This is a genomic window from Streptomyces sp. NPDC004542, assembly GCF_040610035.1.
Classification (GTDB): domain Bacteria; phylum Actinomycetota; class Actinomycetes; order Streptomycetales; family Streptomycetaceae; genus Streptomyces.
The window spans coordinates 182503-196982 of record NZ_JBEXLP010000002.1 but is presented as its reverse complement, the minus strand read 5'-3'; the positions used below and the strand labels follow the sequence as shown (position 1 = coordinate 196982).

Below are 14480 nucleotides of genomic sequence, written 5' to 3'. Positions count from 1 at the left end.
CTGCGGGACCGGCTGCACTCCATCACGACACGGCACACCGACGCCGGGCGGTACGGTGGGCGTACTCGGTTCGCTCACCGTCCGGCTCGGGCGGCGCACCGAGGCGCTGCACGGCCTGTACGAGGTGATCGAACGCCCGGTCGTGCTGGACACCGGGGACGAGACAACGGCCTTGGACGTCCTCGGCCCGGGGGCCACCCTGACCCACCATGTGAAGGACGCCGACCAGAACTCGCCGGGGTCGGTGCTCGTCGACTCGATGCAGTCGTGGTTCGACTCCGTCTGGAAACACCTTGCCGAGTGGTCCAAGGGCTGTGCTGTAGGCTGCGGCGCACCGTGTGAGCAACCGCTCGTGTTCGTGCGTATAGTCCACCACCACCCGTTGTGGCTACTCAGCCGTGACTCCGGTGCTGTGGTGTGTCATCAGACCACTGCCTCTGTCATACATTTCCACCCCTCGCACGAGTACTTTCGGAGCGGCCAGTGGGCGCAGTGTCACTTCCCCAGAGCGCGTTCGGGGAGGACGCCGCCGGCGCACTGCTGGACTTCGTCGTCGTGAACTTCGCGGAACTCGCCGCGAAGAAGGGCCACGCGATCAGCGGCCACCACCACGACAACTTCGTGTTCCAGCTGACGGACGAACTGGCGGCCGCTCTGCACCGCAGCCCGCAGACGTGCGTGACGGTGCGCCGGCCCCGCGAGGACGCGCTGCCGGTGGTGATCAGGACCTGGCACGACGAGGCGGCGATCCTGCGCGCCCTGCGCGGTGTCCTGCCGCACGTGCCGGAATGCCTGGTGAAGAACGGGAAGTACGCCGTCCACAGCTATGTGGAGGGTGTGCCGCTGTCCAGCATCTGCCCGAACGGGAAACCCGTCGAGACCCTGCTGATGAAGGCGCTCGCGGAGCTCCTCGCCCAGATGACGCAGGTCAGACGCGGGACTCTGCCCGCGCTGCCGCCCACCTGGCCCAGCAACGACACGGACAGCCAGGGCTTCCTGCGCACCCTGGTGCACCTGGCCGACCGGCAGATCCGCCAGCCCAACTGGACTGCTTTCGGTGGACTGTTCGCCGCGCTGGGCATCCCGGAGGACGCCTTGCGGGGGCTGGCCGACCGGGTTCCGGCCATGACGCGCCGACCGTACAGCCTGCTCCACGCCGACCTGCACCGGGACAACCTGATCGTGGCCTACGACGGTGATCCGCCGCTCATCTGCGTCGACTGGGAGCTGGCCACGTACGGCGACCCGTTGCACGACCTGGCGACCCACCTCGTGCGCATGCGCTACCCCTCGTACCAGTGGGACGAGGTGGTCGAGGCGTGGGCCGTGGCGATGCGGCGGGTCCGGCCCGGTGCCGTCAACGGTCTGGCCAAGGACCTGCGTCACTACCTCGACTTCGAACGAGCCCAGTCCGTCTACTCCGACGTGATGCGGGCCGCGCAGTCCCTGGAGCGCGCGCACGACCAGAAGAACGTCGACGAGGCGACCGCCTCCGTGCGGCGGGCCCTGGAAGCGGCGGCGCGGCCCCTCGGCCTGAGCGGTGTGCCCGGCGAGCGGGAGATCGAACGGCTGCTGTGCCGGTGGCTGGCGTCCCGGCCCGGGCGGCCCGGCGGCCGGGCCGCCCGCGAGATCCACTGGACGCCGGACAAGCGGCTCGCCGAGCGCCCGGACTTCCCCCGCGCCGCGGTTCTGGCGGCCCTGCGCGCCGAGGGTGCGGCACCGGCCGGCCGGGTGTTCAAGGGCACGGCGCACCTCAACTCGGTGGTCCGGTGCACCGGTGTGGACATGCCGGTCGTGGTACGCCGCAGGGTGACGAAGGTGTGCCGCCGTGAGCCCAGCTTCCTCAGCGAGCACGCCGTGCTCCAGGCCATCGAGGAGTCGGGCGCGCCGGTCGCCGCACCGCGGGTCCTGGCGCTGGGCGACGACGGGGAGATGTTCTCCGTCCACACGTACGTCGGTCCGCACGACGTCGACCGGCCGCCGAGCCACCCGGTGGACGGACTGCGGCCGGTCGAGGCGGACAGTCTGGTGGACCAGCTCTGTGCCCTGACGGACGTGGACTACCGCCCGCTCGACCCGGTCGGCGGCGGGGAGAGCTTCTACCGGTGGCTGAGCGACCAGCTGGTCCTCCTGGTGGAGGGGCTGCCGAAGGAGTCGCAGAAAGTGGCCTGGTTTCTCGGCCTGCCCGACGCCGAACAACTGCGGCAGATCCTCCAGCGGTACGACGTGAGCCCGCGGAAGCCGGCCCTGCTGCACGGCGATCTGAACCCGTGGAACCTCGTCCGCCACGACGACGGGCAGGGGCTGACCATCATCGACTGGGAGATGGCGCTGGTCGGGGACCCCCTGTACGACCTGGTCCGCCACATACACCTCACGCCGACCCGGCCGGAGATCCGGGACCGCATGTTCCGGCGCTGGGAGCGCGGCCTGCCGTCCCGGTACACCCGGAACTGGAAGAGGGACCGCGTGGTCTACCGGTGGATCGAAACGGTCCGCTCGGCCTACGTGGACCTCGACCGCCTGGTGACGGGCGCCAGCCTGGACGCCCCCAACGTGCGCCGGGCCGTCGATTCCTACGCGATGACACTGGCGGCGGCCACCGCCGTACTGGGCCGGCAGGTCCGCCCGAAGGGCAACCCGTACCTGGCCCGCGCCTTGGGATAGTCGTCCCCGTGGATGAGCGGATCGGCCCGCGTGGGCACAGGAAGCGGCGGATCCGGCCGGCCGACGACGTCCTCGCCGTGGAGCCCGCCGCCGTCGCCGAGACCGAGGAACGCGGTCTGCACCGGCTGTTCGCGGCACTCACCCGGGCGGTCGGCTGCCCGTACCCGACCGCGACACTCGCCCCTGGCGGCGGTCGGCGCCCTCGCTCGTGAGCAGGACCGGCGTGCTCGGGCGCGGGGTCTGCCGAAGGTGACACGACACACTATTGCAAGCAGATGCTTGCAATAGTTAGCGCGACTGGGGCAAGGTGGAGGCATGGCATCGCTCAACGTCGGCAATCTCGGTGAGTACCTGCGCGAGCAGCGGCGGAACGCCCAGCTCTCGCTCAGGCAGCTCGCCGATGCCGCCGGGGTGTCCAATCCGTATCTGAGCCAGATCGAGCGCGGCCTGCGCAAGCCGAGCGCGGAGGTGTTGCAGCAGGTCGCCAAGGCGCTGCGGATCTCCGCCGAGACGCTGTACGTGCGGGCCGGGATCCTCGACGCCGAGCGGGACGGGGAGGAGCGGCGACGTGAAGGTGCGACCCGTGCCGTCGTCCTCGCCGATCCGACGCTGAACGAGCGGCAGAAGCAGGTGCTCCTGCAGATCTACGAATCCTTCCGGAAGGAGAACGGATTCGGGGTCGACGCCGCGGGCGAGGAGAGCACGGACGAGGACGTCGCGGGCGGCACCGCCGCCGCGCGCGGCGCCCGCACTGCCGACGGCGACGACGCCGGCACAGATCCGCAGCAGACGGCCAGCTGAACCGGACCAGGGCGCCGGCCGCCCTGCCGCGGACCACAAAACCCTCAGCCGAACGTGAATCCGGGAGGACCATCACCATGGCCATCACCGACGACCTGCGCAAGACCCTCAGCGACCCGACCCCGCTCTACTTCGCCGCCGGCACCGCCGACCTGGCCATCCAGCAGGCCCGGAAGGTGCCCGGCCTGGTCGAGCAGCTGCGCGCCGAGGCCCCGGCCCGCATCGAGGCGGTGCGCAACACCGACCCCAAGGCCGTGCAGGAGAAGGCCGCCGCACGGGCCAAGGAGGCGCAGGAGAACCTCCAGACCAAGGTCACCGAGTTCTTCGGCAGCATCGACGGCGACCTGAAGAAGCTCGGGGAGTCGGCCCAGGACCTCGCCCTGCGCGGTGTCGGCGTCGCCGCCGAGTACGCCGTGAAGGCCCGCGAGACCTACGAGAAGGTCGCCGAGCACGGCGAGCAGGCCGTGCGCGGCTGGCGCGGCGAGGCCGCCGAGGAGATCGAGGAGCTCGCCATCGTGGTCGAGCCGAAGGGCGAGCCGACGTTCGCCAAGCCCGCCGCGGCCGAGCCCGCCGCGCCGGCCGAGGCCGAGTCGGAGTCCGCCGAGAAGAAGCCCGCGGTGAAGAAGGCGCCGGCCCGCAAGCCCGCCGCCGCCAAGAAGACCACGCCGCCCGCCAAGTGACCGACGGCGCACGTACGGGCCGGGCACCCCTGGGGTGTCCGGCCCGTTCTACGGGTACGGTGGCCGCGTAGGGATGGCAGACAACGGGCGGTGGACAGCATGCTGATGTTGGGCTTCGCGGGGTTCATGGGACTGCTGAAGATCGTCCTGATGGCCCTCGCCGCGTTCGGGCTCTTCGACGCCGCGTTCCGGCGCGAGGACGCCTTCCGCGCGGCCGACAAGCAGAACAAGGTGTTCTGGCTGATCATCCTGGGCATCGCGCTCGTGGTGAGCTACCTGTTCACGATCCTGTCCATCCTGCCGATCGCCGGCGCGGTCGCGAGCATCGTCTACATCGTCGACGTGCGTCCCGCGCTGCGTCAGGTCTCCGGCGGCAGCGGCTGGGGACGTCGCCGCGGCAGCAGCAGCGACGGCCCGTACGGCCCGTACAACGGCGGCCGCTGAACCGGTAACCCGTACGAAACGCCTCCGGCGGCGAGCGCCAGGGGGCCGTTCGTGTCGGTGGTGGCCGGTCGCCTCCGTGTCGTACGGCTACGGCGGCGGTCGCTGAGCCGGGATGTCCGGGCCTGGCCGCGAGCGTTGCGGCAGCGGGTTCGGCAGGGGCGACGCCGTGTCGGCCCGGCAGCCGTGTCTCGCCGGGCGTGGTTCGCGGGGGGTTCTGGCCGGTGGCGGGCCGTTCGTGTCGGTGGTGGCCGGTCGCCTCCGTGTCGTACGGCTACGGCGGCGGTCGCTGAGCCGGGATGCACTGAGCCCAGCGGCGAGCGTTACGGCACCCGGTCCAGCAGGACCACCGCCACGTCGTCCGTCAGTTCGCCGCCGTTGAGGTCGCGCACCTCGCTGACCGCGGTCCGCAGCAGGTCCTCGCCGCTCAGGCCCCGCTCCAGCTGGCGGCGGACCATCGCCACCATGCCGTCCTGGCCGAGGCGCTCCCCGCCCTCGCCGACCCGGCCCTCGATCAGGCCGTCGGTGTAGAGCATCAGGCTCCACTCGGGGCCCAGTTCCACCTGCATCCGCGGCCAGCGGGCGCCGGGCAGCAGGCCGAGCGCGGGGCCGTTGTTGTCGTACGGCAGGAGTTCCGCGGGCCGTCCGGGGCGGGCGATCAGCGGGGAGGGGTGGCCGGCCAGGCACAGCCCGGCGCGGCGGCCGTCCGGGGTGATGTCCACCGTGCAGAGCGTCGCGAAGATCTCGTCGTCCGCGCGCTCGTGCTCCAGCACCTGCTGCAACGTGTTCAGCAGTTCGTCCCCGCACAGCCCGGCCAGCGTCAGCGCCCGCCAGGCGATGCGCAGCTCCACGCCGAGCGCCGCCTCGTCCGGGCCGTGGCCGCAGACGTCACCGATCATGGCGTGCACGGTGCCGTCGGGCGTGCGTACGCAGTCGTAGAAGTCGCCGCCGAGCAGGGCGCGGGAGCGGCCGGGCCGGTAGCGGGCGGCGAAGCGCAGCGAGGAGCCCTCCAGCAGGGGCGTGGGCAGCAGGCCCCGCTCCAGGCGGCGGTTCTCCTGGGCCCGCACCCGGCCCTCGGCCAGGCGGCGCTCGGCGGTGTCGGAGCGCTTGCGCTCGACGGCGTACCGGATGGCGCGGCTGAGCAGCCGGTCGTCCAGTTCGTCCCGGAAGAGGTAGTCCTGCGCGCCCACCCGCACGGCCTCGGCGCCGCGCTCGGCGTCGCCGGAGGCGGTGAGCGCGAGCACGGCGTGCCGGGGCGCGAGCTCGAGGACGTGCCGGAGCACGGCGAGTTCGTCGTCGGCGCCGGTGCCGCCGGGGGCGGGCAGCGCGAGGTCCAGCAGGATGCAGTGGACGTCGTCGGTGAGCAGCCGCTCGGCCTCGGTGAGGTTGCGGGCGGTGCGCACCCGGATCGGCTTGCCGGACGGGTCCAGCAGTTCGGGCACGATCGGCGAGCCGCCGGGGTCGTCCTCGATCAGCAGCAGGGTGAGAGTGGCGCCGGCCGCGGTGGTGTGTGCGGCGGGCGTGTCGCGGTGGGCCTCTTCCTTGAGGGGGCCGCCGGCGTTGGGCGCGGCGGTCGGCGCCTGACCACTCTCCGCGGCCGGGATCGCTCTCTGCCGCGGTATGGGTGCGGGCATCGTCCTGGGTTCCTTCCCTCCCCCCGAGGGCGTGGCGGGGCGAGGGACCTCGACCCACCCGACTGGGGACCATAGCGGTACTGGCCGCCGCAGCGGAATGGTGCGAGGTGGGGCGCTTGGCAGCCCGTCGGAGTCATATGCCGCGTTCCCTACCGCAGTTGGACAGGGCAGGGGCGGGCGGGGATGACGAAGGTCACGTCCCGCCGGAGTTTGGGAGGTTGCCGGAGGTGGAGTGAGTCACATGGCGCGCATCACGCCGGGGCAGGAGGCATGGCGAACTTCCGGTCGTCCGCCTCACGCGTCCGGTCGTACCACGCCGAGAATCGGCATCGACCCCGCTCCCGCGAGCGTCACCGTCCGGCCCGGGCGCGGGGCGTGGATGATGGCGCCGTCGCCCACGTACATGCCGACGTGGCTGGCGTCGTCGAAGTAGATGATCAGGTCGCCGGGGCGCATGTCCTTCACCTCGACGTGCCCGAGCCGCTTCCACTGCTCCTGCGAGGTGCGCGGGATGGGGTGCCCGGCGTTCGCCCAGGCCTGCGAGGTCAGGCCGGAGCAGTCGTACGAGTCCGGGCCTTCCGCGCCCCACACGTACGGCTTTCCGATCTGGTGCGTCGCGAACTCGATCGCCTTCTTGCCCTGCTCGGACGACTTGCCCTTGATCTCGTCCAGGATGCCGGTGTCCAGCCAGGCGGTCTGCGCCTTGAGGGCGGCCCGCTGCTCGAGCTCGGCGAGTTTCTTCTTCTCCTGCTTCTTCAGCCGGTCCTCGAGCTGTTCGGCGGCCGCGATCTGCTTCTCGATCTTCTTCTTGGCGGCCGCCTTGGCCTTGCGGTTCGCCTCCAGCTTGTCCCACTGGGCGGAGGCGTCCTTCGCGTACTGCCTCAAGTCGGCCTGGGTGCGGGTCATTTCCGTGATCAGGTCCTTGGTGGCCCGCTGTCCCTGGAGCACCCGTCCGGCGCCGTCGAGGAACTGCCCCGGGTCGTCGCTGAGCAGCAGCTTGGCCTCGTCGGGCAGTCCTCCGGAGCGGTACTGGGCGCGGGCGGCGGCTCCCGCGCGGTCCTTCAGCCCGTCCAGCTTCTTCTGGCCCTTGACGATCTTCTTCGCCAGCTCGACGATCTCGGCGGACTGCTTGTCGGCCTTCTCCTCGGCGGCGTTGTACTCGTCGGTGGCGACGGCCGCGTCGTGGTACAGGTCGTCGAGCCTCTCGCGGACCTTCTCCAGGTCCTTGTTCGGCGGGAGCGTCGGGGTCGGGCTCGGGCTCGGGGACGCGCCGGGCGAGGCCGTCGGTGTGGGGGTGGGGCTCGCGAACGCCGTGCCCGGTGCCGCCAGCACGGTGACCGCGCAGACCACGGTCACGGCAGCCGTGAGCAGACCGCGCTTGCCCGTTCCCATCCCTGCCCCCAACTGATTTACCGTCAGTAACTTACGGACGCCTGGGATCGTGCCACGGCGCGGCGCAAAACGACAGAGGTCGTGCCCGGTCGGGTGCCTCCCCCCATGTCCTCCCCGGCATGACGCTCTCCCCGTCATTGTGACGAACGACTCACGGAGACCGTTCCGTCGGGGCTCAGCCCCGCGGCGCCAACGCCCCCCACGTCACGGTCACTTCGCCCTGCCGCCAGCGCGCCGGCGAGTCCGTCACCGGCCAGTCGGCGGCCAGGTCCCGCACCGCGCGGATCCAGCGCTGGCGGGCGCCGTACGAGGCGTAGGGCGCCGCGGCTGCCCAGGCGCGGTCGAAGTCCCGCAGGAAGGCGTGCACCGGCTCGCCCGGCACATTGCGGTGGATGAGCGCCTTCGGCAGCCGCTCGGCCAGGTCCGAGGGGCGCTCCAGGGAGCCCAGCCGGGTGGCGAAGGTGACCGTCCGGGGCCCCTCCGGGCCGAGCGCGACCCACACGTGCCGCCGCCCGATCTCGTCACAGGTGCCCTCCACCAGCAGCCCGCCCCGCCCGTGCCCGTCCGCGGGGGCGAGCCGCGCGCACAGCCGCTCCCAGACGGCGGCCACCTGGTCCTCGTCGTACTGCCTGAGGACGTTGGCGGCCCGGATCAGCTGCGGCCGTCCGGGGACGGGGACCTCGAACCCGCCGTGCCGGAAGACCAGACCGTCCCGCTCGTACGGCTGGGCCGCCGCGACCCGGGCGGGCTCGATCTCTACGCCGACGACGCGTGCGCGGGGCGCCACCGTGCGCAGACGGCCGAGGAGTTCGACCGCCGTCCAGGGTGCGGCCCCGTAGCCGAGGTCGACCGCCACCGGGTCGGCGGCCCGGCGCAGCGCGGCGCCGTGCGTGGCGGCGATCCAGCGGTCCATGCGGCGCAGCCGGTTGGGGTTGGTCGTCCCGCGCGTCACCGTTCCCACGACGGGAGTCCCCCCGCTCGAGCGATGCCGAGCGTGGGGGAGGGGCGTCGCGCGGGATGTCATGCCTACGAGGGTAGGCGGGCGCTCAGCGCGAGCGGTGTGCCGTCCTGCGGCGCAGGGCGAGGGCGATGCCGCCGCCGGCCACGACCAGCGCGGCCGCGGTGGCCGCGACCACCGGGGTGCCGTTGCCCGCGCCGGTCTCGGCGAGGTGGGTGCCGCCGCCCGCGGCCGACGGGGCGCTGCTCGCCGTCGGCGTGGGGGCGGCGCCGCTGCCGCTCTGCGAGGGGATCGTGAGCGGGGTCGGGGAGGAGCCGGACGTGGGCTCGGACGACGCCGAGGGCCAGGCGGGCGCCGAGGCGGAGGCGGACGGGGAGGCGGACGCGGAAGCGGAGGCCGAGGCGGAGGCCTCGCACGTGACGTCCGGCACGACCACCATCGGCTCGATGTCCTCGTCGACCCGGTCGCCCGCCTTGACGTGGACCCGGAACGTTTCGCCGGGGTACCAGTCCAGGGGAGTGAGGTCGACGCTCACGCCCTGTGCGGTCGGGTGGTCGATGGTCCGGGTGTCGACGTGCCGCTCCCCTCCGGGCATGCTCAGCTGCACGTAGAGGCTGATGGTGGCCGGGGTGCCGGACGGGTCCTTGTCGGTGACGCGGACGACGCCCTTGCCCTCGGCGTCACAGACGGGTTCCGCGGAGAAGTCGCCGATGGTGCAGGCGAGCGCCGTGTGGGCGGCGGCGACGGAGAGCACGGCCGCGGCGGCCGAGGTGCCCAGGACGCGGACCGCCCTGGTGGTGCGGCGGGAGTGGCGGGACGGGGACACGCTTGTCCTTACGGTTGACGAGCCGGAGCCCGCCACGTGTACAAGCCCCGTGACTGCGCTGTCAAAGGTTGTATCACCGCAGGTCAAAAGCCGATGAAGGGGTGGTCGGCGGCTGGTCAAGGGGTGGTCATGGACACGCCGTCAGGATGTCTCGCGCCCGGTGCCCGGTGCTCGGCGCGTGCCGCTCACGTACCACGTGTCGTCCCGTCACCCACGCACCACGCGCTCGAACGGTTGAGCGATCAATGGTCATGATTGAGTAAAGACGGTTGATCGGGAAATGGCGGGGCACTCCTTCGCTGTTGCACCCCTTCGGAGGGCGCGCGCGGTCCTCCGGCAGGCATGACCGCAGCAAGGAGGAACGCCACGTGAGCCACTACGGCAGCAGGCTCGGGCGTCGCTCTCCGGCGGCCCCCTCGCGGCTCAGGCTGCACCGCAGGCCCCGCCGCGTCGCCATGCTCTCCGTGCACACCTCACCGCTCCACCAGCCCGGCACCGGCGACGCCGGCGGCATGAACGTCTACATCGTGGAGCTGGCCCAGCGCCTCGCCGCGATCAACATCGAGGTGGAGATCTTCACCCGGGCCACCTCCGGAGGCCTCCCGCCCAGCGTCGAGCTGGCCCCGGGCGTCCTCGTCCGGCACGTCGACGCCGGCCCCTACGAGGGTCTCGCCAAGGAGGACCTCCCGGCCCAGCTGTGCGCCTTCACCCACGGGGTGATGCAGGCCTGGGCCGGCCACCGCCCCGGCCACTACGACCTCGTGCACTCCCACTACTGGCTCTCCGGTCACGTCGGCTGGCTCGCCGCCCAGCGCTGGGGCGTGCCCCTGGTGCACGCGATGCACACCATGGCCAAGGTCAAGAACGCCAACCTGGCCGACGGCGACACCCCCGAGCCGGCCGCCCGGGTCATCGGCGAGACCCAGATAGTGGCCGCCGCCGACCGGCTGATCGCCAACACGGCCGAGGAGGCCGACGAACTCGTCCGGCACTACGCGGCCGACCCCGCCAAGGTCGCCGTCGTCCACCCCGGCGTGAACCTCGACCGCTTCCGCCCCGCCGACGGCCGGGCCGCCGCCCGCGCCCGCCTGGGCCTGCCGCAGGACGCCCTGATCCCCGTCTTCGCGGGCCGCATCCAGCCCCTCAAGGCCCCCGACGTCCTCCTGCGGGCCGTCGCCGTCCTCCTCGACGAGCGCCCCGAGCTGCGCTCCCGCATCGTCGTGCCCGTCGTCGGCGGCCCCAGCGGCAGCGGCCTCGCCAAGCCCGAGGGCCTGCAGAAGCTCGCCGCGCGGCTCGGCATCGCCGACGTCGTACGGTTCCGTCCGCCCGTCGGGCAGGAGCAGCTCGCCGACTGGTTCCGGGCCGCCTCCGTGCTGGTCATGCCGTCCTACAGCGAGTCCTTCGGGCTGGTCGCCATAGAGGCGCAGGCAACGGGCACGCCGGTGCTGGCCGCGGCGGTCGGCGGTCTCCCGGTGGCCGTGCGGGACGGGGAGACCGGATTCCTCGTCCAGGGCCACGAACCGGCCGCCTACGCGCGCGTCCTCGGCCGTCTCGCCGACGACCCGGCACTCGCGGCCCGCATGGGCTCGGCCGCCGCCCGGCACGCCCGGTCCTTCGGCTGGGACGCCTCGGCCGCCGCCACCGCCGACGTGTACACGGCCGCGGCCCAGTCGTACCGCCGTCGCGTACGCTCCCACCATGGGTGAGGTCGCGGAACAGCAGCGGGCGGCGCGGGTCATCGAGGAATTCCTCAAGGACGCCGAGCTGGAATGGGAGAGTCCGGAGCCCGGCAACTACGTCGTGCGGCTCCCCGGCACCCGCAAGCTGTCGACCACCGTCTCCCTCCTCGTCGGCCGGCACTCCCTGTCCCTGAACGCCTTCGTCATCCGTCACCCCGACGAGAACGAGGCCGCCGTCCACCGCTGGCTCCTGGAGCGCAACCTCAAGCTGTACGGCATCGGTTACGCCGTCGACCGGCTCGGCGACATCTACGTCACCACCCGCCTGCCCCTCGCCGCCGTCACCGCCGACGAGACCGACCGCCTGCTCGGCCAGGTCCTCGAGGCCGCCGACGGCAGCTTCGACACGCTCCTCGAGCTCGGCTTCGCCTCCGCGATCCGCAGGGAGTACGCGTGGCGGGTGTCCCGCGGCGAGTCGACGCGCAACCTCGACGCGTTCAGCCATCTCACCCAGCGCCCGGCCGACTGACCCGGCCTCATCCTGTACGAGGCTCAGCGCCCGGCGCCCAGTTCCCAGTCCCCGGCGCCCGGCGCCCGGAGCCCAGTGCCCGGCGCCCAGTGCCCGGGGCTCAGCGGGACCTGCGCCGGTAGCGCCCCGGCGTCACGCCCACCAGTTTCCTGAAGTGCCGGGTGAGATGCGCCTGGTCGTAGAACCCGGCCGCCGCCGCCACCGCGCCCGGCGGCAGCCCGTCCAGCAGCAGCCGGCGGGCCCGCTCCACCCGGCGTGACATCAGGTACTGGTGCGGCGCGATGCCGTACGCCCCGCTGAACGCCCGGACCAGATGAGCGGGATGGGCGTGCAGCAGCCGCGCGGCCTCCTCCAGCGAGACGCCCTCGACGACCCGGGCGTCGACCAACTCCCGCAGCTCCCGGGCGAGTCCCGGATCGCGCAGGGCCCGCGGCGCCTCGCCCCCGCCCCGCAGATGGTCGTGCAGCCGCTCCCCGACGAGGGTCAGTCTGCTCTCCGCCTCCAGCTCGTCACCGGGCCGGGCGAGGGCGGAGTGCAACTGCCCGACCCGCAGCCGCAGTACCGGATCCCTGAGGTCGGGCCCGTCCACGGCGGCCCCGATCAGCTCCTCGCCCAGCCGGCTGCTGTCCAGGTACACCACCCGCTTGCGGAAGCCGTCCGGCGTGGCCGGGGAGCCGTTGTGCGGCACGTGCGGCGGGAGCAGGGTGACCGTGTCGTGCGGGGTGCCGTGCTCGTGCCGCTCCAGGTCGTACCGCACGGCCCCGTCGTCCACGATGAGCAGCGTCCAGGCGTCGTGGACGTGCATCGGGTAGGCGTACTCGGTGAAGTGGGCGTGGAAGACCTCGGTGACGCCCGGGACACGGGGGCGCCACGCGCTGACTTCCTGCCGGGCGGTCATGCAAAGAACGTACAAGACCACCTCGCACGGCGGTCGGCAGTCTCGTCCCATGAGCACTGAACCCATCCGCTTCGACACGAAGATCGCCGTACTGCTGCGCGAGGACCTCGAGACCTGGCAGCGCCTCAATGTCACCTCCTTCCTGGTCAGCGGCCTCGGTACGACGGTCCCCGAGGTGATCGGGGAGCCGTACGAGGACGCCGACGGGGTGCCGTACCTGCCGATGTTCCGCCAGCCGGTGCTGGTCTTCGAGGCCGCCAAGGAGACGCTGACGGCGGCACACGGCCGGGCGCTGTCCCGCGCCCTGCCGCGAGCCCTGTTCACCTCGGACCTCTTCGCCACGGGCAACGACCGTGACAACCGCGCGGCCGTCCGGGCGGTGGGCACGGCGGGCCTGGACCTGGTGGGGCTGGCGGTGTACGGGCCGAGGAACGCGGTGGACAAGGTGGTGAAGGGCGCGCGGCTGCACCCGTGAGGACCGGTGGGACCCGTGAGGACCGGTGCGCACCGGTCCTCACCGGTGCGCACCGTAAGGGCCGGTCCCGTCAGGTGGCCGTCACCTCTGCCGTCAGGTGGCCGTGACCTCGCGCCCGGCGTCCACCGTGGCCGGCCCGGTGGCCCGCCGTTCCCGCGGAAGCCGCCGCATGAGCAGCCCGTACCCCAGTGCCGCGACCGTCCCGACGACCGCGCACATCCCCCACAGCCACTTGGCGCCGAGCCGGTCGATCACCGCGCCGGACATCAGCGGGGCGACCAGCGCGGCGACCGACCAGGACAGGGTGTACACGCCCTGGTAGCGGCCACGCCCGTGCACCGGCGAGAGCCGCACGACGAGCCCCGTCTGCACGGGGGCGTTGACGATCTCGGCCAGCGTCCAGACGCAGACCGTGAGCGCGAAGACGCCGACCGACCCGGCGAAGACGGTGAGCCCGAAGCCGTACCCGGCGAGGAGGGAGGAGACGACGAGGAGCGTGCGCGGGTCCCGGTGCTCGATGAACCGCGTGACGGGGATCTGCAGCGCGACGATCAGCACGCCGTTGACGGCGATCGCCATGCCGTAGTCCGCGGGCGAGAACCCGGCCGACCCCATCGCCACCGGCAGGCCGACCGAGCCCTGCTGGAAGACCAGCGCGACGAGGAAGGACAGGCCCACGACGGCCATGTACCGCCGGTCGCGCAGCACGGTCCCGAGACCGACGTCGGCCCCGCTCTCCTTGGCGGTGGGCGCCGGCCGCGACTCGGGCAGCCGGGCGAAGACGACGATCGCGCACGCCAGCGTCATCCCCGCCTCGATGAGGAAGCCCGCCCGGTAGCTGACCTCGGCGACGAAGCCGGCGGCCATGGAGGAGACGGCGAAGCCGAGGTTGATCGCCCAGTAGTTGAGCGAGAAGGCCCGGACGCGGTCCTCCGGCCGGACGATGTCGGCCATCATGGCCTGCACGGCGGGCCGCGACGCGTTCGACGCCATGCCGACCAGGAAGGCGACGGCGGCGATGGAGACGGGACCACTCACGAACCCCAGCAGCGCCACGGCCCCGGCCGTGGACACCTGGGCGAGGAGCATCGTCGGCCGCCGCCCGAGCCGGTCGGCCATCACACCCGCGCCGATCGAGGAGGCGACCCCGCCGAGCCCGTGCAGGGAGGCGACCAGACCGGCGTACGACGCCGAGTACCCCCGGTCGATGGTCAGGTAGAGCGCCATGAAGGTGGCCACGAACGCCCCGAGCCGGTTGACCAGGGTGCTGGTCCACAGCCACCAGAACTCGCGGGGGAGACCGGAGACGGTATCGCGGGCGGCGCGTCCGATACGGGCGGCGGTCATGGGCTCGGCTCCCCGGGTGTAAGTGGCTCATGCGGCGAGCACAAATTACGTGAACGACGGGGGCGCGAGCCACCGTATTAACGGACCCGATGACGGCCACCGGCTCCGACCCCTGCCGTGGATCCCGGGACCGTCCACCTTCCGGGCGGCCCG

Annotated in this window: 14 protein-coding genes; 8 read left to right on the top strand and 6 right to left on the bottom strand. The window is 72.6% G+C overall.

The genetic code is table 11. From position 1 onward, the window contains the following. Positions 1-555: 555 nt before the first annotated feature. The 5 genes from ABZX30_RS02455 to ABZX30_RS02435 all read left to right on the top strand — a co-directional run bounded on the left by ABZX30_RS02455 (position 556) and on the right by ABZX30_RS02435 (position 4592). Positions 556-2667: an aminoglycoside phosphotransferase family protein gene (locus ABZX30_RS02455; RefSeq protein ID WP_355927945.1), complete on the top strand. Its 2112-nt coding sequence runs from the start codon at positions 556-558 to the stop codon at positions 2665-2667. Positions 2668-2675: 8 nt separating this feature from the next. Beyond that, a complete protein-coding gene (locus ABZX30_RS02450) occupies positions 2676-2879 on the top strand; it encodes a hypothetical protein (RefSeq protein WP_355927792.1) in 204 nt (67 codons plus the stop codon). Positions 2880-2982: 103 nt separating this feature from the next. Then, on the top strand, positions 2983-3468 hold the full coding sequence (locus ABZX30_RS02445) for a helix-turn-helix transcriptional regulator (RefSeq protein WP_355927790.1): 486 nt from the start codon (positions 2983-2985) through the stop codon (positions 3466-3468). 77 nt (positions 3469-3545) lie between these two features. Continuing rightward, positions 3546-4148 carry a hypothetical protein gene (locus tag ABZX30_RS02440; protein ID WP_355927788.1) on the top strand — a complete coding sequence of 201 codons (603 nt, stop codon included), beginning with the start codon at positions 3546-3548 and terminating at the stop codon, positions 4146-4148. Between the two features lie 99 nt (positions 4149-4247). Beyond that, the gene (locus tag ABZX30_RS02435; RefSeq protein WP_355927943.1) at positions 4248-4592 is read left to right on the top strand and encodes a DUF2516 family protein; all 345 of its coding nucleotides are present in this window, start codon (positions 4248-4250) and stop codon (positions 4590-4592) included. Between the two features lie 320 nt (positions 4593-4912). Here ABZX30_RS02435 and ABZX30_RS02430 read toward each other — a convergent pair whose 3' ends face one another. From ABZX30_RS02430 to ABZX30_RS02415, 4 genes are all read right to left on the bottom strand, one after another. After that, entirely contained in the window at positions 4913-6223 is a 1311-nt protein-coding gene (locus tag ABZX30_RS02430) for a fused response regulator/phosphatase (protein ID WP_355927786.1), read from the bottom strand. Positions 6224-6517: 294 nt separating this feature from the next. Then, positions 6518-7615 carry an NlpC/P60 family protein gene (locus tag ABZX30_RS02425; protein WP_355927785.1) on the bottom strand — a complete coding sequence of 366 codons (1098 nt, stop codon included), beginning with the start codon at positions 7613-7615 and terminating at the stop codon, positions 6518-6520. 175 nt (positions 7616-7790) lie between these two features. Continuing rightward, positions 7791-8528 (bottom strand): class I SAM-dependent methyltransferase, encoded by a 738-nt coding sequence (locus ABZX30_RS02420; RefSeq protein ID WP_355927940.1) that lies wholly within the window; start codon positions 8526-8528, stop codon positions 7791-7793. A gap of 133 nt (positions 8529-8661) precedes the next feature. Continuing rightward, positions 8662-9399 carry an LAETG motif-containing sortase-dependent surface protein gene (locus ABZX30_RS02415; RefSeq protein WP_355927782.1) on the bottom strand — a complete coding sequence of 246 codons (738 nt, stop codon included), beginning with the start codon at positions 9397-9399 and terminating at the stop codon, positions 8662-8664. Between the two features lie 368 nt (positions 9400-9767). On the opposite strand from ABZX30_RS02415, the gene mshA reads away from it, so the two are divergent. Continuing rightward, positions 9768-11105, top strand: coding sequence for a D-inositol-3-phosphate glycosyltransferase (gene mshA / locus ABZX30_RS02410; protein WP_355927780.1), 1338 nt, complete (start codon positions 9768-9770; stop codon positions 11103-11105). After that, a complete protein-coding gene (locus tag ABZX30_RS02405; RefSeq protein ID WP_355927779.1) occupies positions 11098-11607 on the top strand; it encodes a YbjN domain-containing protein in 510 nt (169 codons plus the stop codon). Before mshA ends, ABZX30_RS02405 begins: the two co-directional genes overlap by 8 nt. A gap of 100 nt (positions 11608-11707) precedes the next feature. Here ABZX30_RS02405 and ABZX30_RS02400 read toward each other — a convergent pair whose 3' ends face one another. Continuing rightward, positions 11708-12505 (bottom strand): AraC family transcriptional regulator, encoded by a 798-nt coding sequence (locus ABZX30_RS02400; RefSeq protein WP_355927776.1) that lies wholly within the window; start codon positions 12503-12505, stop codon positions 11708-11710. On the opposite strand from ABZX30_RS02400, the gene ABZX30_RS02395 reads away from it, so the two are divergent. Next, entirely contained in the window at positions 12504-12980 is a 477-nt protein-coding gene (locus ABZX30_RS02395) for a DUF2000 domain-containing protein (protein ID WP_355927775.1), read from the top strand. The two genes, ABZX30_RS02400 and ABZX30_RS02395, sit on opposite strands and share 2 nt — an antisense overlap. Before the next feature lie 93 nt (positions 12981-13073). Here the strand turns inward: ABZX30_RS02395 and ABZX30_RS02390 are convergent, their stop codons facing one another. Further along, entirely contained in the window at positions 13074-14327 is a 1254-nt protein-coding gene (locus tag ABZX30_RS02390; protein ID WP_355927772.1) for an MFS transporter, read from the bottom strand. Between the last annotated feature and the right edge of the window lie 153 nt (positions 14328-14480).

Coding starts and splice junctions, on each gene's coding strand:
- ABZX30_RS02445 (WP_355927790.1), top strand. CDS start 2,983: ATGGCATCGCTCAACGTCGGCAATCTCGGTGAGTACCTGCGCGAGCAG.
- ABZX30_RS02440 (WP_355927788.1), top strand. CDS start 3,546: ATGGCCATCACCGACGACCTGCGCAAGACCCTCAGCGACCCGACCCCG.
- ABZX30_RS02435 (WP_355927943.1), top strand. CDS start 4,248: ATGCTGATGTTGGGCTTCGCGGGGTTCATGGGACTGCTGAAGATCGTC.
- ABZX30_RS02430 (WP_355927786.1), bottom strand. CDS start 6,223: ATGCCCGCACCCATACCGCGGCAGAGAGCGATCCCGGCCGCGGAGAGT.
- ABZX30_RS02425 (WP_355927785.1), bottom strand. CDS start 7,615: ATGGGAACGGGCAAGCGCGGTCTGCTCACGGCTGCCGTGACCGTGGTC.
- ABZX30_RS02420 (WP_355927940.1), bottom strand. CDS start 8,528: ATGGACCGCTGGATCGCCGCCACGCACGGCGCCGCGCTGCGCCGGGCC.
- ABZX30_RS02405 (WP_355927779.1), top strand. CDS start 11,098: ATGGGTGAGGTCGCGGAACAGCAGCGGGCGGCGCGGGTCATCGAGGAA.
- ABZX30_RS02395 (WP_355927775.1), top strand. CDS start 12,504: ATGCAAAGAACGTACAAGACCACCTCGCACGGCGGTCGGCAGTCTCGT.
- ABZX30_RS02400 (WP_355927776.1), bottom strand. CDS start 12,505: ATGACCGCCCGGCAGGAAGTCAGCGCGTGGCGCCCCCGTGTCCCGGGC.
- ABZX30_RS02390 (WP_355927772.1), bottom strand. CDS start 14,327: ATGACCGCCGCCCGTATCGGACGCGCCGCCCGCGATACCGTCTCCGGT.